Raw genomic sequence first — 19,112 nt, 5'->3', positions numbered from 1 at the left:
CGCCTCAGGAGAGCCGCCGTTCGCAGCGCTCCTTTTCCGTGAGGATCGCCAGATCGAGGGCGCGTTGCAGGTTGGCGGCGTGGCGGAAATCCGGATCCGGCTGCACGCCGAGCCGGACGGCCTCGGCAAAGCGCATGTAGTTGGTCGGCACCGTTCCGGCATCGACGATCCGCCAGGTGGCGGTTTCGGCATCGTCGCCCATGCAGGCGCGCAGCGAGGAACCTTCCGTGCTGTGGCTCACTTCAAGCCCGCCCTTTTCGCCATAGACGCGCAGGCGCAACTCGTTGAGGTGGCCGGTGGCCCAGCGGCTGGCATGCACGACACCCAATGCACCATTGGCGAAATCGACGGACATCGTGAAACTGTCGTTGGCATCCAGCTTGTATTCGCCAATCGACCCGCCCGCCACCTTGTCAAAGGTCTTCAGCCGGGCAAAAACGGTTTCGATATCGCTTGCCGCACCATAGGACGCGAAATCGAGGATGTGGATGCCGATATCGCCGAGCACGCCGTTGGAACCGTGGCCGGTGGAGAGGCGCCAGAGCCATTGCGATTCTGTGCGCCAATCGCCCCAGGCGCGCGAAACCAGCCAGCTCTGCAGATACGAAGCCTCGACATGCTTGACGCTGCCGATCTCCCCCGACAACACGATCTCGCGGGCCTTCTGCAAGGGTGCGACATTGCGATAGGTCAGGTTGACCATGTTGATGACGCCGGCCGCCTCCGCCGCCTCGGTCATCTCGATCGCCTTTTCGTAGGTTTCCGCCAGCGGCTTTTCGCACATGACGTGTTTGCCGGCGGCGATCAGCGCAAGGCTGGTGGGATGGTGGGCACGGTCCGGCGTGACATTCGTCGCCGCATCGAAGCCGCCCCAGGCAATGGCTTCGTCCAGCGAGGTGAAACGCATCCCGATGTCATGGGTATCGGCAAAGGCGGTAACACGGGCCTTGTCGACATCGACAGCGCCGACGACCTCGACCCCGTCGATCGCCCTGAAATTCTTGGCATGGTTGTTGGCCATGCCACCCGTTCCTAGAATCAAGAGACGCATGCCGTTCGTCCTCAGAGCAATTCCAGCAAAAGTGCGTAAAAACCAAGAGATGGAGCTTATTCGCCTTTCGGAGAAAAGCGGAAATGCTCTAGCGGTAGCCGGCCTCGCCGGCCTCATGCAGTTTCGGGCCACGCTCCTCGATGGGTTCCAGCGCCTTTTCCACCGGAACGTTGGGCGCATCGTGGATCGATGCCAAGGAATTCTGCGGATTGTAGGCCCATTTGACGGCGTTGATCAGCACCGTCTTGACATTGTCGTCATGGTAACTCGGGTAGGTCTCATGGCCGGGACGGAAATAGAAGATGTTGCCGGTTCCCCGCCGCCAGGTCAGGCCCGAGCGAAACACTTCACCACCCTGGAACCAGGAGATGAACACGGTCTCCAGCGGCTCCGGCACCGAAAATTGCTCGCCGTACATCTCCTCGTTTTCGAGCACGAAATGTTCGCCCAGCCCGGCCGCGATCGGATGGCCTTGGTTGACGACCCAGATCCGTTCGCGCTCGCCCGCCTCGCGCCATTTCAAGGCACAGGGCGTACCCATCAGCCGCTTGAAGATCTTCGAGAAATGCCCGGAATGCAGCACGATCAGGCCCATGCCTTCAAAGACGCGCCGGGCAACACGCTCGACGACGGCATCGTCGACGGCGCCGTGGTCCTTGTGTCCCCACCAGGTCAGCACGTCGGTTTCGGCCAGCCTTGCCTCGCTCAGGCCATGCTCCGGCTCCTGCAGGGTGGCCGTGGTGGCGCGGATCGCCGCGTCGCTGTTGAGTGCGTCGGCAATCGTGTTGTGCATGCCGTTCGGATAGATCCCGGCCACGACCTTGTTGGTCTGTTCGTGGATGTTTTCGCCCCACACCACCGTGCGTATCACCATGACGGCTTCTCCTTCTGCAATGCCAAAATCATGAAAACAGTCTTGCTTCAAAGCACTTCAAAACGAAGTTGTTCCATCAAAAACGACGGAAATGCACGACATGATGGCCCGGACAGACAGCCCAGGGCATCGTTTTCAGCCGCAGCCGCCGCGGATTTTCAGTGTGAAACCGATTTTGAGAACAGGTTGACGATGACGACGCCGAGGATGATGAAGCCGAGCCCGATGATCGCCGCCAGATCGAGCTTCTGGCGGAACGCCACGACGCCGACCATCGAGATCAGCACGATGCCCAACGCACTCCAGATCGCATAAGCAATGCCGACCGGAATGGTGCGCAAGACAAAGGACAGGCAATAGAAGGCGCCGCCATAACAGACGAAAACCAGCAGCGACGGCCACAGACGGCTGAACTGCTGCGACATCTGCAAGGCCGAGGTTCCGACGACCTCAAGCGCGACAGCGACAAACAGCAGGCCATAGACAAATGCGGGGTTCATGGTGGATATTCCTCTGGAAGCGCTCAGGAGAGCGTCAATGCCGACAGGCGCTCGATCAGGGCGCGCCGCGTTTCGGCGCTCAGATCGTGGCTGCCGACTATCTCCGCCAGCCACAGGCCATCGGCGGCAAACCGCACGATGGCGGCGTTCAGCGACGAATCCGTGCCGACATACTCCCCGGCCCGCCGATCGACCCATTGACGCCAGCGCGCCCGCAGATGTGGCTCATTGAGCAGCGCCATGGTGAGGCCGGCCCATTGCTGGTTTTCGCCCGGCTGCTCCTTGAGATCGACCACGACACGCAGATAGGCACGGGTGAAACGCCCATGCGGCAGCGGGTCGACGATCATCGCCGCCTCGATTGCAGCATCCATCTCGTCGACAAGCCGGTCGAAAAGACCGTCGAGCAAGGCCACCTTGCCGGGGAAATGGTGCAGGAGACCACCCTTGCTGACGCCGGCCGCTTCAGACACCGCATCGAGCGTGACCGCACCGATGCCACGCTCGAACGCAATCTGCGCCGCAACGTCGACAAGCTGACGGCGGACGAGTTGCGGCTGTTTCTTGCGGCGGTGCGATTCTGACATGAGACATAAAAAGACCGTCTGGACGGTTTTGTCAATCCTCGGCCTTTGAAGGCTGAAAAAAGAAATGCCGACGCGCCGAAACGACGCATCGCCGCCAACGCCATTGCGACAGGAAAAAGAAACGGGCAAAACGAACAAAAAGGAGTGCCGGGTGTCCGAAGAAACCATCACATTGTACGAAGCCATCGGCGGCGATGCGACGCTCCGGGCGCTGACCGACCGTTTTTACATGCTGATGGATACCCTGCCGGAAGCGGCGCGCTGCCGCGCCATCCATCCGCCTGATCTTTCCGGCTCGCGTGAAAAATTCTACGAATACCTCACCGGTTATCTCGGCGGCCCGCCGCTCTACACCGACAAGCGCGGCCATCCGATGCTGCGGCGGCGCCATTTCGTCGCCGAGATCGGCCCGGCCGAGCGTGACGAATGGCTGTTGTGCTTCCGCCAGGCGATGGACGAGACGATCGCCAGCGAAAAGCTGCGCGAGATCATCTGGGCGCCGGTCGAACGCCTTGCCCATCACATGCAGAACCAGCCCTGAGGCAGCCGCTACGGCATCCGGTTCCTTCAAAAAACCGAGATTTTCATTTTACGCCGTTGCAATTCCCTGTGGCTGCAGCGGCCCTGTTCCGGGAAATTTTATGATGACATCAGCCAACATCGTCCGCCCCCTGCTTCTCCTTGCCGCCGGCGTACTGGGAATGGCGGGCGTCGGCCTTGCGGCGGCCGCTTCGCATCTCGGCGACGGCCACCTGCTCGGCAACGCCTCCACCATGTGCCTTGCGCATGCCCCTGCCCTCGTCGCGCTGGCCGCCAGCCTCGAACGCTTCCGCACCGCTTCGATTGCCGGATTGTTGCTCGGCCTCGGCACGCTGCTGTTTGCCGGCGACCTGCTCTATCGCCATTACAATGGCGCGGCATTGTTCCCGATGGCAGCGCCTGCGGGTGGTATCGCGATGATGGCGGGTTGGCTTGCCGTGGGCCTCGGCTTCATCTTCGTCCGGCGGACGGCCTGATAACCGTCAGCGCTGCGGAATTCGGCAGGATCTCGATGCGATCCGGATCCTGCGCGTCCACGCTCAGATGCCTTCGACGGCGTTAAAACCTTCGAAGGATGGCGGTCCGAGATAGATCGCCTTGTGGTCGCCGGCGTTGCGATGGGCGGCGCGGAAATTTTCCGACTTGGTCCAATCGGAGAAATGCTGCTCGCTTTCCCAGATGGTGTGCGAGGCGTACAGCGTGTACCCCTCGTCAGCATTGGTCTTGCCGCGCAGCATGTGAAACTGCTGGAACCCCGGCATTTCCGAAAGCGTCGAATTGCGGTTGCGCCAGATATCCTCGAAAGCCGTTTCCGACCCGACTGCCACCTTGAACCGATTCATCGCTACGAACATTGTTGCCTCTTTCAGACCTGCCGTTTCCTTGAGCTTTTTTCTCCGGTTTTGGCAGCAAAAGCAACGATATTCTTGCCGTCGCGTGCGGCATCCCCAAGCGGCTCCAAAGGCTCCTCGCCCGGCCGGCGGGCTTCCCAGGCCGGGAAGGTCTCGACATTCGGATATTCCAATCGCTTCAAATGATCCCGCCGCAGCAATTCGTACAGCTCCGGCACCAGGCCATCGCCATTCTGGGCCGCCAGCTTGTGCAGGCCGATCATCATGAAGCCGTTTTGGCGTTCGTCGTTCATTTTGTATCTCGTTCGTGCATGGTCAAAAGCGCGCGCTCCAGGCTCGACTTGCTGCCGTTGCGCAAGGGAATGAATGCCTTGCCGAACTTCTTGCAGCCGCTCTTCACGCGCAGACAGGCGTCGTGGCTGATGCAGTCGATCGGGCAGAAGACGCAATCGACCGAAGGCAGGACCGTGTCGATGCGCGAGACGGCTTCACGCAGGCCGCCGTCGTGGTGGATAAGCTCGGCGCCATAGCTGCTGGCGATCTGGCGCAGATGCGCGACCTGGCAGTCCCGGCCGCCGACATACAGGAAGCTGCGGCCATCGAGGCTCGATCTGCCGCTATCGGCCACAGCCACCTGCGGCTGGGCCTGTTCGCGGTTGTTGCGGTCGGAACCCTTCTTGAATTTCTTGGCCATCCTGCACCCGTTTCGCTGTTTCGACGGTCGCGCTGACTCGTCAACGCGGCTGGACCCTAATAAACTTGATTGTCAGAGTAAAGTATAAAGTAGACTATTTTCATCATATTATTTCACGCTTTTTCAGGCATAAAAAAACCCGCGACGGCAGGGACGTCGCGGGCCTCATGAAACAGCAGGAGATTATCGTCCGGTGACCTGGACCTCCTGGGAGAAGGACCAGCTCGGCTTGCCCCATTCCGCCGGCAGCGGCGGGAATGGCGAAGCGCGGCGCACACCATCAAGCACGGCCTTGTCGAGTTCCGGCACGCCGGAGCTGCGGGCGACGGACAAGGAGGTCAGCGCCCCCGAGGACCCGATGGTCAACCGGACACGAACGCTCATCGAAGCCTTTTCACGCTTGAATGCGGACGGAACACGCACCGAGCGGCGGATCTTCGATTGCACCTTGCCGGGATAGTTGGCAACGGCGGCACTGCCGGCATTGGAGCTGCGGCCGGCGTTCTTCGAACCGTTCTGGTTCTGGTTCGCCTGCTCCTGGCCGTCCGCCGAACCCTTCTTGCGATCCTGGCGGGCATCGCCCTGGGCGCCGGCCTGGCGCTTGGTATCGGGCTTCTTCTTCGGTTTTTCCACAAGCTTCTGCTTGGGTTTTACAACCGGCTTTTTCTCGACGGGTTTCTTTTCAACCGGCTTTTTGGCGACCGGCTTTTCTTCCACCGGCTTGATCTCTTCGACCGGCTGCTCGACAGGCGTCACCGGCGTCGCTTCGACCGCCTGGACGGTCTCGACCGGCTGCACCGTCGGCGTTACCGGCGTTGCCTCGGTGACTTCAACGGTTTCGGGAAGGGCAGACGCAATCGGCTGGGTAACGATCGGTTCGGCCGGCACCGCAGACGTCAGCACCTCAGGCTCGAGTGCGGCAACAGCCTCTGTCTGAACGATCGAGGACTGGACGGGCACGGCTTCCATTACCGTTTCCACCGGCTCGGTCGGCTGGGCCTCGACAGGCTGTGCTTCCGTGGTTTCCATCGGTTCGGCCTGCTGTGTCTCCACGGGTTCGGCCTGTTGGGTTTCCAGCGGAACGGCTTCCGCCGTCTCAACCGGTTCGACAGTCTCGGTTTCCACCGCCTCCGGTTCGGCAGGCTCGACCATATCAGGCTCTACCTCTTCGGCAGAGACGATCTCAGGATCGCCGGCGGCAAGCTGGTCGAATTCGGCATCGCCGAGAATGGTGACACTGACGACGGAACCGGCTTCTTCCTGCGGCTCCTCCGGCTCCGCCACCATCGTGGCGGCCAGGAAGCTGAAGATGGCAGCATGGGCAACGAGGGATACCAGGCTGGCCGTCAAGGTCCGCGCCACGCGGCGGCGTACTGTCGGCGCGGCCTTTTCCGGCACGGCATCGACGCTGTGGGTGGTTTCCGGTTCGCTCTCTTCCGCGGCATGTTCCGGGAAAGAGCCGATTTGCGAGACGCGGGCATAATGCAGCGCCGACTCGCTGGCCGGCTGGCGTGGAACGCCAGTGAGATCCGACATCTCGTGCCCGGCCATCAGACCCGGCGTATTGTCGTTCACTCCTTCGCCGGCATTGGGCAAGGCCGGCGACGCGGCGGTGAGCCGCAGTTTTCTAGAATAGATCATGCTCGATCCTCCGGCTGGCCGCCGAGGCGGCTTTTGCCGTCGTCATCAGACTACGGGGACAGACGGAGCGGCCCGAAACCAGAGGAGATCCGTATGGCCCCGCTTGTCCCATGAGCGTTCAACCTTCGAACGGAACGGAGATTTGCGAGCGCGTCACCAGATTTTTCATGCATTCACCGGGTGCCGCACCATCGCAAACCGGCGTGTCGTTGATCAGGATGCGGCTGATCGTCTCGCACTTGACGCCCGGCATGTCGAACTGGCGCACCCGCTTCTTGTTGACCGGCAGATCACGGAAATCGAGGACGGTGATGCGGTCGACGATGTTCTTCTCGTTGAAGAAGGCGAGCTCGAAGGAAATCTTCTTGAGCGGCGTCGGCATGGCATTCTTGGCGATGAAGGTCATCATGCAGCCCTTCTGGGAGGGGACCAGCGCATTGAGCTCCACATCGAGCCCGGCGGCAGCCGTTGCATCTTGGCCGAAAGCCGTTCCGGCCGAGACCATTGCCATTGCCGCCGAGACAGCGAGCACACCCAGATTCTTCATCTCATCTCACCCGTTTTTCCGTCCGGTGCGCTCATCGCGCCGGTTGCCAGCATATTGAATCATCGGCCGAAAATTGCAATTTCAAAGTTGACAGTTTTCATCCGCTATTGCCTCCTTAGTTAAGCTTGATTATGAGAGTCAAGATAAATCACACGAGGGGGAGGCGACCGACCTCTCCGCCAGACAATATTGCCGATGCGAGATGATCACTGATAAACTTGACAAATTGACCGATCGGACCTCCCCCCGCCCGCCTGAAACCGGCACGCGGGTGATCGACACCGCTGACCTGTTCGGTGGCGAGAGCGAGGTGATCATCCGCCACGAAGGCACGATCTACCGTATGAAAATTACCCGTCAGGGCAAACTTATCCTCAACAAATAGGCATTCGACATGACCGAGAGCAAAAAACCGACCCCCGCCGAAATTCGCGCTTACCGTGCGGAAAATCCCAAGCTGCGCGAGCGTGACCTGGCCGCCAATCTCTGTATTTCGGAGGCGGCACTTGTCGCCGCCGAAACCGGCCTGACCGTGACCCGCATCGATGCCAGCCCGAACCGGCTTCTGGAGCGCGTCAAGGAACTCGGCGAAGTCATGGCCCTGACCCGCAATGAAAGCGCCGTGCACGAAAAGATCGGCGTGTTCGAAACCATCAAGATTTCCGAGATGGTGTCGCTGACGCTCGGCGAAAACATGGACATGCGCATCTTCAACAAGGTCTGGGCCTATGGATTTGCCGTGACGAAGAAGGATGGCGAGCAGGAACGTCTCAGCCTGCAATATTTCGACAAGGCGGGCGACGCGGTGTTCAAGCTGCACCTGCGCCCTGCCTCTGACGTCGACGCCTACCGCGTCATCGTCGCCGATTTCCGCATCGAGGACCAGTCGCAGGAATTCGTCGCCGAAGAGATCACCAGCAACGATGATTTCGATCCTGATGTCACCTCGGAAACCTTGCGCGAGCACTGGAGCCAGATGACCGACACCCACCAGTTCTTCGGCATGCTGAAAAAGCTGAAGATCGCCCGCCAGACCGCCGTGCGCATCGTCGGCGACGATTACGCCTGGCAGCTGGCACCGGGTGCCGTCACCGAGATGCTGAACGGCGCAGCCGCCACCGAGGGCCTGCCGATCATGGTGTTCGTTGCCAATCGCGGCATGGTGCAGATCCATGGTGGCCCGGTGTCCAATATCCAGGCCATGGGCCCGTGGATCAACGTGCTCGATCCGAGCTTCCACCTGCACCTGCGCCAGGACCACATCGCCGAAGCATGGGCCGTGCGCAAGCCGACCTCCGACGGTACCGTCACCTCGGTCGAGGCATTTAATGCCAAGGGCGAGCTGATCATTCAATTCTTCGGCAAGCGGCAGGAAGGTTCCGGCGAACGCGAAGCATGGCGCTCGCTCGTCGAAAATCTGCCGCGTGCGGATGCAAGCGTAGCAGCCTGAGGACGGCACAATGACGAGACCCTTCAAGACAGCCCGACGCACGACACTCCGGCACCTGGTGCTGGCCGGTGTCGTGCTGGCCCTTCCCTTTACAGCACCGGCGAAAGCCGAGGATGCCAAGCCGGCCGATACGTCGCGGCTGGTATCCATCGGCGGCGCCGTGACCGAGATCATCTATGCTCTCGGTGAGGAAGGCCGGCTGGTGGCGCGCGATTCGACCAGCCTGTACCCGGAAGCGGTAACCAAGCTTCCCGATGTCGGCTACATGCGTGCGCTTTCGCCTGAAGGTGTTCTCGCCGTCAATCCGTCGGCGATCATCGCCATTGAAGGCTCCGGCCCGCCGGAAGCGCTGAGCGTCTTGAAAAGCGCCAGCGTGCCTTTCGCGACGGTGCCGGAAACCTTCGACCGCGACGGCATCCTGAAGAAGATCGATGCCGTCGGCGCCTTCCTGAATGTCGAAGACAAGGCCAAGAAGCTTGAGGAAAGCGTCGCGGCCGACCTCGACGCGGCCATCGCCGAAGCTGCAAAGCGGCCGGAAAGCGAGCGCAAGCGGGTGATCTTCATCCTCAGCATGCAGAACGGCCGGGTCATGGCCTCCGGCACCGGCACGGCCGCCGACGGCATCCTGAAGCTGTCCGGCCTGGTCAACGCCGTCGGCACCTTCCCCGGCTACAAGCCGCTGACCGACGAGGCGATCATCGAAGCCAAACCTGACGTCATCCTGATGATGGAGCGTGGCGGCAATCACGATGCCGGCGTCCAGGAAATCATCGCCCATCCGGCACTCGGGCTGACGCCCGCCGCCCAGAACAAGGCCATCATCCGCATGGATGGCCTGCACATGCTCGGTTTCGGCCCGCGCACGGCAAGCGCCGTCCGCGCGTTGACCAAGTCCGTCTACGGGGGCTAATATGTTCATCCACGATACAGCGCACACCGAAGGCCGCCTGGCCGGTTATGTCGGCAGGCTGCAGGCACAATACCGCGCCGGCGACCGTTCGCAACTGGCCGTGCTGGTCATCGCCGCGCTGGTCGTGGGGTCATGTCTCTCCATCCTGTTCTCGATGACGACGGGCGCATCGGACGCCTCGGCCTTCGACGTCGTCCGCGAACTCCTCGGCGGACAGGCCAGTGAATCGGCGATGAGTGCCCGTGACCGGATCATCGTCTTCGATATCCGCCTGCCGCGCGCCATTCTCGGCTTCATCATCGGCGGCTCGCTGGCGGTTTCCGGCGCCGTGATGCAGGGCCTGTTCCGCAACCCGCTGGCCGATCCCGGCCTCGTCGGCGTCTCTTCCGGCGCAAGCCTCGGCGCTGTCTCGATGATCGTGCTGGGCGGAACGGTCGCAGCCCCCATCTATCAGGCGCTCGGCATCTTCGCCCTGCCGGCCGCAGCCTTCCTCGGCGGCCTAGTGACGACACTGGTGCTCTACCGGGTCGCGACCCGCAATGGCCAGACCTCGGTCGCCACCATGCTGCTCGCCGGCATCGCGCTCGGCGCGCTCGCCATGGCGATGACCGGCGTGCTGATCTACATGGCCGACGACAAGCAGTTGCGCGACCTCACCTTCTGGAGCATGGGCTCGATTGCCGGTGCCACCTGGACCAAGATCCTGGCGGCCGGACCGATCATGCTGCTGTGCCTCGCCGTCGTTCCTTTCCTTGCCCGCGGCCTCAATGCCATCACGCTGGGCGAAGCCGCCGCCTTTCATATGGGCGTTCCGGTCCAGAAGCTGAAAAACATCGCCATCGTCAGCGTCGCCGCGTCGACCGGTGCGTCGGTGGCCGTCAGCGGCGGCATCGGTTTCGTCGGCATCGTCGTGCCGCACCTGTTGCGGCTGGTGATCGGACCGGATCACCGTTTTCTGCTGCCGGCGGCGGCCCTGCTGGGCGGTTCGCTGCTGCTGTTTGCCGATGTCATCGCTCGCACGCTCGTCGCGCCTGCGGAACTGCCGATCGGCATCATCACCTCGGCGGTCGGCGGTCCGTTCTTCCTGTGGATCCTGCTGCGAAACCGTTCGCGCCTCAGCCTGTAAGACAGTTTTCATGATCGAGGTTACCAACCTTTCCGTCAGCCTTTCGGGCAAGCCGATCGTGCGCGACATCTCCTTCGTCGCGCCCGCCGGCCAACTGACGGCCATCGCCGGCCCGAACGGCTCCGGCAAGACGACGACGCTCAAGGCGATCTCCGGCGAACTCGCTCACAAGGGTGCGGTGCGCCTCAACGGCGTCGAAACCGCAAGCCTCGCCGCGTGGCAGCTTGCCGAGCGGCGCGGCGTGCTGCCGCAGGCAAGCAACATCTCCTTCCCGTTCACCGTGCGCGAAATCGTCGCGATGGGGCTGACCACCGGTCGCGCCGGCAACACCGCCGAGACGATGCGGCTGGCTGCCGACGCGCTGGCCGCCGTCGATCTCATCGGTTTCGAGGGCCGCTTCTACCAGGAACTGTCCGGCGGCGAGCAGCAGCGCGTCCAGCTGGCCCGCGTGCTCTGCCAGATCCCGCAGCCGGTCGTCGACGGCAAGCCTTGCTGGCTGCTGCTCGACGAGCCGGTCTCCAGTCTCGACGTCAGCCACCAGCTGACGATCATGCGGCTGGCGCGCGACTTCTGCCGCCGCGGCGGCGGCGTCATCGCCGTGATGCACGATCTCAACCTGACCTCGCTTTTCTGCGACCAGATGATCCTGCTCAAGAAAGGCCAGCTTGCCGCGGCAGGTCCGATCCGTGACGTCCTGACCGATCACACACTGGAAATGGTGTTCGGCTGCCCGCTCAGGGTCAATCAGGTTCCATCGGACGGAACACCTTTCGTCCTCGCCCATAGCGCCAACCGCTGATCGCCGGGCACGGCGGATATCGCCGACGCCCCGCCCCGACGCGCATTTCCGCTCCCGTCCCGGAACTCTTTACTGCAGTGCACGTTAACCCGTGCGTATTCTGCAAACAGGCACTACAGTGGCCGGGATTTCGTGTGCGCATCATTTGCCGGTAACCCGGCTCCAACCAAGGTTTGACAGGGAGCGACACAATGGCACCTTCCATTCTCCAATCCATGCGTGGCAGCAAGCGCAACGGCACTCTCGAACATGTCGGCGCAACCCTCGACGAGCAGGTCGAAGCCCTGCGCGAAGAACTGGTGTCCCTGACGGAACTGATCCGCGAGAAGGGGCAGAAGCAGGGAAAATACGTCCGCAAGCAGGCTGAAGCCGGAATCGAGGATCTCCTGAGTTCCAGCGAGGATGTGCTGCAGGAAATGCGCCACCTGTATGCGCGTGGCGGAGACGAAGTCCGTCGCACGGTCCAGCAGCACCCCTTTGCCACCATCGGCGTTGCCGCAGCGGTCGGCGTGCTCTTTGCCCTCTTGGCAAGGCGCTGACATGAACGGACTGATCGGTCTTCTCGGCACTCTTGCCGCATCGAACGTCCGGAGAACCGTTGCGCGCACCCGTCGCAACGGTATTCTTCTGGCCATTACAAGCGTTCTTTTCCTGACAACCTATCTCTTCGGTCTGATTGCGCTGGCTTTGTGGCTCTCGCTGCGCCGAGATCCGATCTTCGCCGCGCTGGCGATCGCCATCGGCACGCTGGTGCTCGGGCTGATCGTCCTCGTCGTCATGGCCATCATCAACAAGATCGAGGAACGGCGTGCAAGAGAGCGCCGGCTTGCCCTGGAATCAACCATCGCGGCCAGCCTGTCGATTATCCGGTCGCAGCCGCTGCTGACTGCTGCCCTTGCCTTCGGCATCGTGGCATCGAACCTCATCAAGCCCCGAGGCGAAAAATAAGCGCATTGGCTCCGTGCCCGAGACAGCCCTTCATTCGGCTACCAGCCCCTCTTCTCGCAAGTGGAGAGGGGTTATTTGTTTGCGCGAGCGGAAAGATAGGAACGTGCCTTTGGCAACGGGTGACACGATCGCAAAAAAATAAGCGCGAATCGCGCTTATTTTTCTGTCTGTCTGATTTGCAAACACTCACATCAGAAGGCGAATGCCTTCGACGTCAGCGGCGCGGAGGTCGCATCCGGCCCGTAATCGCCTTCGCCACTGACCTGCAGCAATTCCTGCAATCTCAGGCGGGCACGGTTGACACGGCTCTTGATGGTTCCGACGGCACAGCCGCAGATTTCGGCCGCCTCTTCATAAGAAAAGCCCGAGGCACCGACGAGCACGATGGCCTCACGCTGATCCGGCGGCAGCTTTTCAAGCGCCCGGCGGAAATCCTGCAGGTCCATCAACCCGTACTGCGACGGATGGGTTGCCATCGAGTCGGTGAAAGCGCCATCGCTGTCCTGAATTTCACGCCCATGCTTGCGCATCTGGCTGAACAGTTCGTTGCGCAGGATCGTGAACAGCCAGGCCTTCATGTTGGTGCCCATCTGATAATGGTCCTGCTTGGCCCAGGCCTTCATGATGGTGTCCTGAACCAGATCGTCTGCTCGATCATGCCGGCCGATCAGCGAGATGGCAAAGGCGCGAAGGCTCGGCAAGCACGCGAGCAGCTCCCTTTTGAAGCTTGGTTGCGATTCCGTCATCACAGACCTCACTTGCCAATTTTTTCAGAAGACAGACGTTCCACCTGGTCCAGCTTTTCAAGCAAATCCAGAAAACGGTCGGGTATAATCTCCTCCTGTACGGCTGAATACAAAGACCGGAGCCGGATTCCGATCTGGTTGTTCGGATCAAGGATATCGCCGGCATGGCCATTTTCTTTCCGGCGGATCTCCCGATCCTCTTTCTTGTTGTTCATCATCAATAGTTCGCTCTTGTGCGTTGCTAAATGGTCGTTACTCTCGACATGCCGAATTCGCCAAAGCGACTGCGGTGTCCCCGAGTCCTGATGCGCGTCAATTCGCGGCGGTTGGTTCACTTCATGATCCATGGTCATTTTGAACAGCACCTAAACCGGCAATCGGCTATATAATGCTTGGGGCGGCAAAAAAGTTCCGGCTCGACCGGAACTTTTTTCGAAACGCTGCGTTAACCGTGTGATTGGTACCCGCGTTGGGACGACTTAATTGGGAGTTTTTCAATGACACTTTCCACTCGAATTGCGCCGCACATTCCTTACTTGCGGCGTTATTCCCGTGCGCTGACCGGCACCCAGACCTCTGGTGATGCCTATGTCGCCGCGGTTCTCGAGGCGATCATTGCAGACATCAGCATTTTTCCTCAGTCTTCGGACGACCGGGTGGCCCTTTATAAACTCTATACCGATCTTTTTGGTTCCGCCGTCGTCTCCATCCCCGAGCCGGTCTCGCCTTATGCCTGGGAACAGCGGGCGTCGCTCAACCTCTCCAAGGTGCCGCCGGCGGCACGCCAGGCCTTCCTCCTCGCATCCGTGGAGAACTTCCGCGTCGACGAGATCGCCGAGATCCTGAGCATGAGCGAAAAGGACGTTTTCCTGCTGCTCGACGAAGCGTCCCACGAGATTTCGCGGCAGGTGGCGACCGACATCATGATCATCGAGGATGAGCCGCTGATCGCCATGGACATCGAACAGATGGTGGAAAGCCTCGGCCACCGCGTGACCGGCATCGCCCGAACCCATGCCGAAGCCGTCAAACTCTACAACACCACGCATCCCCGCATGGTGCTTGCCGATATTCAGCTGGCCGATGGCAGCTCGGGCATCGACGCCGTCAACGACATCCTCAAGAACAGCTCCATTCCGGTGATCTTCATAACCGCTTTCCCCGAGCGGCTGTTGACCGGCGAAAGGCCGGAACCGACATTCCTCGTGACGAAGCCGTTCAATCCGGACATGGTCAAGGCTTTGATCAGCCAGGCACTCTTCTTTAACGAAAGCACAAGGGCGGCCGCTTAAAGCGGCCTTCCAGCCGGAGGCAGGGCGCTTGAGCCGTTCCACCCGCAGATCGCGCGACGTGGGACTTCGGCGTGTGCCGGCTCTGCCCAACCCGGCGACTACGGACTGCTGTCGGCTCCCGCTTCGCACCTGACGCCGAAGCGGGGCTGAGGAAAGGCTGTTATGTGAGTAATCAATCAATTTCAGGCCCGACATTCACCACCGAATGCAAAGCCGTAACCTTGGAACGCGCCCTCTACGGCGCGGGCATAGGCCTTATTCATCAGGATGCTGAGCTGGCCATCCGCTACGCCGAAAACCTGCCGGAACATTTCGATGTTTCAGCCGGCCTTATCGGCATGGACGACCGCGCGCTTTTCGGCGAGGACGACGGACGCCGGCTGCTCTCGGTCAAGGCTGCCGTGCTGAAAAGCGGCGAACCGACAACGACCGAAATCGAAAGCAAGACGCCCGAGGGCATCAAGATCTACGAGCTGAAGCTGCAGCAGACGCGTGACGGCGACAGGATCGGCGTGCTGTCGATCATCTCTGATGTCACCGACAGCCGTCATCGCGAGCGCGTGCTGAAATCCTTGCTGCGGGAACTGTCGCACCGCTCGAAAAACCTGCTGGCGATCATCCAGGGCATCGCGATGCAGACGGCGCGGCACACGATTTCGCTCGATTATTTCCTCGTCAAGTTTCGCGGGCGGCTGCAATCCCTGTCGAACTCGCAGGATCTGGTGACGGATTCGAGCTGGCGCGGCGCATATCTGTTCGAGCTTGCCGAAAAGCAGTTTGCCCCCTATTGGCCGGACCGCGCCCGGCCGTTGCGCGTCCAGGGGATCAATGCGCATCTGACACCCAACGCCGCCGTGCATCTGGGGCTGGCGCTGCACGAACTCATCGTCAATTCCGCCACGCACGGCGCCATTGCCGCCGGCTCGACCGCCATCAGCATCGATTGTCGCCAGCTCAATTACGAGGGTCATGACGCCATAGAAGTGGTATGGACGGAACTGACCGCCAACAGGCGTCAGAACAGCGATTTCGATGACAAGAGTTTTGGCCGCTCCGTGCTGGAGAGGGTCGTCCCCTCTTCGGTCAACGGCCGGTCGATCTTCACATTGGAACCGCACCGCATCGAATATCGGCTGACCATCCCCGATACCGAATTCGAATTGATCGGCCAAGCCTCCTGAAACAGGAGGCCCCGGGTCGGAATCGCTCGGGAAATAAAGAAGAACCCAAAATAAAAGACAGCCAGCGCTTCGGGCGAAACACTGGCTGTCTTTGCACTCACCGGGAGGGGAACCGTGAGTGAGGTCCGGAGCGTTTTGGGGCGCGCATTGGGGTCGATGCGATAACCTCCGGATACGGGAAAAACGTGCGTCCGGCGAAAAGGTTCCTGCCTCCAAGAAAAAATTCGAAATTTTCCATTTTTTCTGCTGGCGCGAGACATGGGAAATCGCGGGCGCATCGCCGCGTCCAGCCTCACCACCGTTAAAACATGAATTTTATAGTATAATTTTAAGAAGACGGAAAAATCAGAGAGATAGTCAAAATGTTGCGACGCACAACCCGCATTCGAGGATAAACTTGAACAAAAAATGGAAGTTATTTTCTTGACCGGCCACAGACCAGCCGGGCCTCATCTCAAAATTTTACCGTTTGATAAATAAAATATCCTGCGATACCTTCTTTCCACTGGCCGTTTACTAAAAGAGGGAACTTCAATGGGACGACTGGAAACTGGGATACAAGCTGGCCGTCTTTCGCCGGCGGAGTATGACAAGAATTTCTCCGATCTCCATCCGCGCCTTGACGATCACGAGGCCCTGGTTGCCTCCGACCGCTGCTACTTCTGCTACGACGCGCCGTGCATGACGGCCTGCCCGACCTCGATCGACATTCCGCTTTTCATCCGGCAGATCTCGACCAGCAATCCGCTGGGTGCTGCCCATACGATCTTCGACCAGAACATTCTCGGCGGCATGTGCGCCCGCGTCTGTCCCACCGAAACCCTGTGCGAGCAGGCCTGCGTGCGCAACACCGCCGAACATCGCCCCGTCGAGATCGGCCGGCTGCAGCGGTATGCCACCGACATTGCCATGGAAGAGGACAAGCAGTTCTATCAGCGCGCCGCGTCGACCGGTAAGACGGTCGCCATCGTTGGCGCCGGTCCGGCCGGACTGGCAGCCGCTCACCGCCTCGCCGTCAAAGGCCATTCCGTGGTCATCCTGGATGCGCGCGAAAAGGCGGGCGGCCTTAACGAATACGGCATCGCCACCTACAAATCGGTCGACAATTTCGCCCAGCGCGAAGTCGACTACGTGTTGTCGATCGGCGGCATCGAAGTCCGGCATGATCAAAAACTCGGCCGCGACTTCAGTCTCGGCGATCTCGCCGCCAGGTACGACGCCGTTTTCCTCGGCATCGGCCTTGCAGGCGTCAACGCGCTGCGCACCGAAGGCGAAACCCTTGATGGCGTCGGCGACGCCGTCGATTTCATCGCCGGACTGCGGCAGGCGAAAGACAAGAGCGACATCGCCATCGGCCGCCGCGTTGTCGTTCTCGGCGGCGGCATGACCGCCATCGATGCCGCCGTGCAGGCAAAGCTGCTCGGCGCCGAAGAAGTGACGATCTGCTACCGCCGCGGCAAGGAGCACATGAACGCCTCGGAGTTCGAGCAGGACCTGGCAAGCTCCAAGGGCGTCATCATCCGCCACTGGCTGGCGCCGAAGAAGATCATCGCCAAGGACGGCCGCGTCGCCGGCATCGAGGTGGAATATACCGAGATCGCCGATGGCAAGCTCGCCGGCACCGGCGAGACCGGCGTGATTGCCGCCGACCAGATCCTCAAGGCGATCGGCCAGACGTTCGAGGCCTCCGGCCTTGGCGCCTTGGCCATGGAGAACGGCCGCATCGTCATCGACGCGGAAGGCCGCACCTCGGCACACAATGTCTGGGCCGGCGGTGACTGCGTGCTCGGCGGCGAAGACCTGACGGTCTCGGCCGTCGCCCAGGGCCGCGATGCCGCGGAATCGATCCATCGCCTGCTCGCCGCTGCCGCACAGCCGGCCGTTGCCGTCGCTTGAAGGGGAGAATGAACCATGGCTGATCTCAGAAACAATTTTGTCGGCATCAAGTCCCCCAACCCGTTCTGGCTGGCCTCGGCGCCGCCGACGGACAAGGCGTATAACGTCGAGCGCGCCTTCAAGGCCGGCTGGGGCGGCGTCGTCTGGAAGACCTTGGGCGAAGAAGGCCCGCCGGTCGTCAACGTCAACGGCCCACGCTACGGCGCCATCTGGGGCGCCGACCGCCGGCTGCTCGGCTTGAACAACATCGAGCTGATCACCGACCGCGACCTCTACACCAACCTGCGCGAAATGAAGCAGGTAAAGATGAACTGGCCGGACCGGGCGCTGATCGCCTCGATCATGGTGCCCTGCGAGGAGGAGAGCTGGAAGGCCATCCTGCCGCTGGTGGAAGAAACCGGCGCCGACGGCATCGAGCTCAACTTCGGCTGTCCGCACGGCATGTCCGAACGCGGCATGGGTGCAGCGGTCGGCCAGGTGCCGGAATATATCGAGATGGTGGTGCGCTGGTGCAAGCAGTACACCCGCATGCCCGTCATCACCAAGCTGACGCCGAATATCACCGACATCCGCAAGCCGGCCCGCGCCGCCAAGCAGGGCGGCACCGACGCCGTGTCGCTGATCAACACCATCAACTCGATCGTTTCCGTCGACCTCGACAATTTTGCGCCGAACCCGACGGTCGGCGGCAAGGGCACCCATGGCGGCTATTGCGGCCCGGCCGTAAAACCGATCGCGCTCAACATGGTGGCCGAGATCGCCCGCGATCCGGAAACCCACGGCCTGCCGATATCGGGCATTGGCGGCATCACCACCTGGCGCGACGCGGCGGAATTCCTGGTGCTCGGCGCCGGCAACGTCCAGGTCTGCACCGCGGCGATGACCTACGGTTTCAAGATCGTTCAGGAAATGATCTCCGGCCTTTCCGACTGGATGGATGCCAAGGGCCACCGCGATCTCGACGACATCACCGGCCGCGCCGTGCCGAACGTCACCGACTGGCAATATCTCAACCTCAACTACATCGCCAAGGCGCGCATCGACCAGGATGCCTGCATCAAGTGCGGCCGCTGCCACATCGCCTGCGAGGATACCTCGCACCAGGCGATCACCAGCTTCGTAGACGGTGTGCGCCACTTCGAGGTGATGGAAGACGAATGCGTCGGCTGCAATCTCTGCGTCAACGTCTGCCCGGTCGAGAACTGCATCACCATGGTCGGCCTCGACCCCGGCACGATGGACCAGCGCACCGGCAAGGTCGTCGATCCGAACTATGCCAACTGGACGACACACCCCAACAATCCGATGGCGCGCCAGGCAGCGGAATAACAAAACGAGGCTGCCGGCGCTCCCGCCGCGCAGCCCGCAATTCCTCCTCCAGTCTCGACAGGATGCTCCGGCATCCTGTTTTTTTGGCAACAGCGCCAAAGGACATCGACGCGAAATCTGCCCCTCCCTCTGGATAGGGCGTCCCGCATC

At 61.3% G+C, this 19,112-nt stretch carries 24 protein-coding genes; 13 read left to right on the top strand and 11 right to left on the bottom strand.

Features of this window, described 5'->3' with window-relative positions:
- Nucleotides 1-4 precede the first annotated feature (4 nt).
- The 4 genes from ACSQ3I_RS17750 to ACSQ3I_RS17735 form a co-directional block, all read right to left on the bottom strand.
- Complete coding sequence (locus ACSQ3I_RS17750; RefSeq protein ID WP_436001084.1) at nt 5-1,051, bottom strand: Gfo/Idh/MocA family protein; 1,047 nt, start codon at nt 1,049-1,051, stop codon at nt 5-7.
- An 88-nt stretch (nt 1,052-1,139) separates the two neighbouring features.
- Nucleotides 1,140-1,925 (bottom strand): ThuA domain-containing protein, encoded by a 786-nt coding sequence (locus ACSQ3I_RS17745; protein ID WP_436001082.1) that lies wholly within the window; start codon nt 1,923-1,925, stop codon nt 1,140-1,142.
- Between the two features lie 158 nt (nt 1,926-2,083).
- Nucleotides 2,084-2,425 (bottom strand): DMT family transporter, encoded by a 342-nt coding sequence (locus tag ACSQ3I_RS17740; RefSeq protein WP_436001080.1) that lies wholly within the window; start codon nt 2,423-2,425, stop codon nt 2,084-2,086.
- Between the two features lie 23 nt (nt 2,426-2,448).
- Nucleotides 2,449-3,012 carry a TetR/AcrR family transcriptional regulator gene (locus ACSQ3I_RS17735; RefSeq protein ID WP_436001079.1) on the bottom strand — a complete coding sequence of 188 codons (564 nt, stop codon included), beginning with the start codon at nt 3,010-3,012 and terminating at the stop codon, nt 2,449-2,451.
- A gap of 151 nt (nt 3,013-3,163) precedes the next feature.
- Between ACSQ3I_RS17735 and ACSQ3I_RS17730 the strand changes: the two genes are divergently transcribed.
- A complete protein-coding gene (locus tag ACSQ3I_RS17730) occupies nt 3,164-3,553 on the top strand; it encodes a group II truncated hemoglobin (protein ID WP_436001077.1) in 390 nt (129 codons plus the stop codon).
- Nucleotides 3,554-3,656: 103 nt separating this feature from the next.
- Nucleotides 3,657-4,028 (top strand): DUF423 domain-containing protein, encoded by a 372-nt coding sequence (locus ACSQ3I_RS17725; RefSeq protein WP_436001198.1) that lies wholly within the window; start codon nt 3,657-3,659, stop codon nt 4,026-4,028.
- A 63-nt stretch (nt 4,029-4,091) separates the two neighbouring features.
- Here ACSQ3I_RS17725 and ACSQ3I_RS17720 read toward each other — a convergent pair whose 3' ends face one another.
- The 5 genes from ACSQ3I_RS17720 to ACSQ3I_RS17700 all read right to left on the bottom strand — a co-directional run bounded on the left by ACSQ3I_RS17720 (nt 4,092) and on the right by ACSQ3I_RS17700 (nt 7,249).
- On the bottom strand, nt 4,092-4,406 hold the full coding sequence (locus ACSQ3I_RS17720) for an antibiotic biosynthesis monooxygenase family protein (protein ID WP_109457109.1): 315 nt from the start codon (nt 4,404-4,406) through the stop codon (nt 4,092-4,094).
- A gap of 11 nt (nt 4,407-4,417) precedes the next feature.
- Nucleotides 4,418-4,696: a hypothetical protein gene (locus tag ACSQ3I_RS17715; RefSeq protein WP_436001074.1), complete on the bottom strand. Its 279-nt coding sequence runs from the start codon at nt 4,694-4,696 to the stop codon at nt 4,418-4,420.
- Nucleotides 4,693-5,097, bottom strand: a complete 405-nt coding sequence (locus ACSQ3I_RS17710; protein ID WP_436001073.1) for a DUF2325 domain-containing protein — start codon at nt 5,095-5,097, stop codon at nt 4,693-4,695. Before ACSQ3I_RS17710 ends, ACSQ3I_RS17715 begins: the two co-directional genes overlap by 4 nt.
- Before the next feature lie 183 nt (nt 5,098-5,280).
- Nucleotides 5,281-6,738: a TonB family protein gene (locus ACSQ3I_RS17705; protein WP_436001071.1), complete on the bottom strand. Its 1,458-nt coding sequence runs from the start codon at nt 6,736-6,738 to the stop codon at nt 5,281-5,283.
- Nucleotides 6,739-6,856: 118 nt separating this feature from the next.
- Nucleotides 6,857-7,249, bottom strand: a complete 393-nt coding sequence (locus tag ACSQ3I_RS17700; protein ID WP_436001196.1) for a hypothetical protein — start codon at nt 7,247-7,249, stop codon at nt 6,857-6,859.
- A gap of 238 nt (nt 7,250-7,487) precedes the next feature.
- On the opposite strand from ACSQ3I_RS17700, the gene hemP reads away from it, so the two are divergent.
- The 7 genes from hemP (at nt 7,488) to ACSQ3I_RS17665 (ending at nt 12,518) form a co-directional block, all read left to right on the top strand.
- Nucleotides 7,488-7,670 (top strand): hemin uptake protein HemP, encoded by a 183-nt coding sequence (gene hemP, locus ACSQ3I_RS17695; protein WP_436001069.1) that lies wholly within the window; start codon nt 7,488-7,490, stop codon nt 7,668-7,670.
- A 9-nt stretch (nt 7,671-7,679) separates the two neighbouring features.
- The gene (locus ACSQ3I_RS17690; RefSeq protein ID WP_436001067.1) at nt 7,680-8,735 is read left to right on the top strand and encodes a hemin-degrading factor; all 1,056 of its coding nucleotides are present in this window, start codon (nt 7,680-7,682) and stop codon (nt 8,733-8,735) included.
- Between the two features lie 10 nt (nt 8,736-8,745).
- Nucleotides 8,746-9,645, top strand: coding sequence for a heme/hemin ABC transporter substrate-binding protein (locus ACSQ3I_RS17685; RefSeq protein ID WP_436001065.1), 900 nt, complete (start codon nt 8,746-8,748; stop codon nt 9,643-9,645).
- Between the two features lies 1 nt (nt 9,646).
- A complete protein-coding gene (locus ACSQ3I_RS17680; RefSeq protein WP_436001063.1) occupies nt 9,647-10,771 on the top strand; it encodes a FecCD family ABC transporter permease in 1,125 nt (374 codons plus the stop codon).
- Nucleotides 10,772-10,781: 10 nt separating this feature from the next.
- The gene (locus ACSQ3I_RS17675; protein ID WP_436001061.1) at nt 10,782-11,570 is read left to right on the top strand and encodes a heme ABC transporter ATP-binding protein; all 789 of its coding nucleotides are present in this window, start codon (nt 10,782-10,784) and stop codon (nt 11,568-11,570) included.
- A gap of 191 nt (nt 11,571-11,761) precedes the next feature.
- Nucleotides 11,762-12,109, top strand: coding sequence for a DUF883 family protein (locus ACSQ3I_RS17670; RefSeq protein WP_436001060.1), 348 nt, complete (start codon nt 11,762-11,764; stop codon nt 12,107-12,109).
- A gap of 1 nt (nt 12,110) precedes the next feature.
- The gene (locus ACSQ3I_RS17665) at nt 12,111-12,518 is read left to right on the top strand and encodes a hypothetical protein (protein ID WP_436001058.1); all 408 of its coding nucleotides are present in this window, start codon (nt 12,111-12,113) and stop codon (nt 12,516-12,518) included.
- A gap of 191 nt (nt 12,519-12,709) precedes the next feature.
- Here ACSQ3I_RS17665 and ACSQ3I_RS17660 read toward each other — a convergent pair whose 3' ends face one another.
- Both ACSQ3I_RS17660 and ACSQ3I_RS17655 read right to left on the bottom strand, forming a co-directional pair.
- Nucleotides 12,710-13,264: an RNA polymerase sigma factor gene (locus tag ACSQ3I_RS17660; RefSeq protein ID WP_436001056.1), complete on the bottom strand. Its 555-nt coding sequence runs from the start codon at nt 13,262-13,264 to the stop codon at nt 12,710-12,712.
- A gap of 8 nt (nt 13,265-13,272) precedes the next feature.
- Nucleotides 13,273-13,479: a NepR family anti-sigma factor gene (locus ACSQ3I_RS17655; RefSeq protein WP_436001194.1), complete on the bottom strand. Its 207-nt coding sequence runs from the start codon at nt 13,477-13,479 to the stop codon at nt 13,273-13,275.
- Nucleotides 13,480-13,761: 282 nt separating this feature from the next.
- Between ACSQ3I_RS17655 and ACSQ3I_RS17650 the strand changes: the two genes are divergently transcribed.
- From ACSQ3I_RS17650 to preA, 4 genes are all read left to right on the top strand, one after another.
- Nucleotides 13,762-14,556 carry a response regulator gene (locus tag ACSQ3I_RS17650; protein ID WP_436001054.1) on the top strand — a complete coding sequence of 265 codons (795 nt, stop codon included), beginning with the start codon at nt 13,762-13,764 and terminating at the stop codon, nt 14,554-14,556.
- Between the two features lie 179 nt (nt 14,557-14,735).
- The gene (locus ACSQ3I_RS17645; RefSeq protein ID WP_436001192.1) at nt 14,736-15,737 is read left to right on the top strand and encodes a sensor histidine kinase; all 1,002 of its coding nucleotides are present in this window, start codon (nt 14,736-14,738) and stop codon (nt 15,735-15,737) included.
- Between the two features lie 534 nt (nt 15,738-16,271).
- Nucleotides 16,272-17,633: an NAD(P)-dependent oxidoreductase gene (locus tag ACSQ3I_RS17640; protein ID WP_436001052.1), complete on the top strand. Its 1,362-nt coding sequence runs from the start codon at nt 16,272-16,274 to the stop codon at nt 17,631-17,633.
- A gap of 15 nt (nt 17,634-17,648) precedes the next feature.
- Nucleotides 17,649-18,962, top strand: coding sequence for an NAD-dependent dihydropyrimidine dehydrogenase subunit PreA (preA, locus tag ACSQ3I_RS17635; protein WP_436001050.1), 1,314 nt, complete (start codon nt 17,649-17,651; stop codon nt 18,960-18,962).
- The last annotated feature ends 150 nt before the right edge of the window (nt 18,963-19,112 follow it).

Origin of the sequence: Rhizobium sp. LjRoot30, assembly GCF_964253915.1 — a bacterium.
Taxonomy (GTDB): domain Bacteria; phylum Pseudomonadota; class Alphaproteobacteria; order Rhizobiales; family Rhizobiaceae; genus Metarhizobium.
The sequence above is the reverse complement of the archived record's forward strand: the minus strand, read 5'-3'. Positions and strand labels throughout refer to the sequence as shown.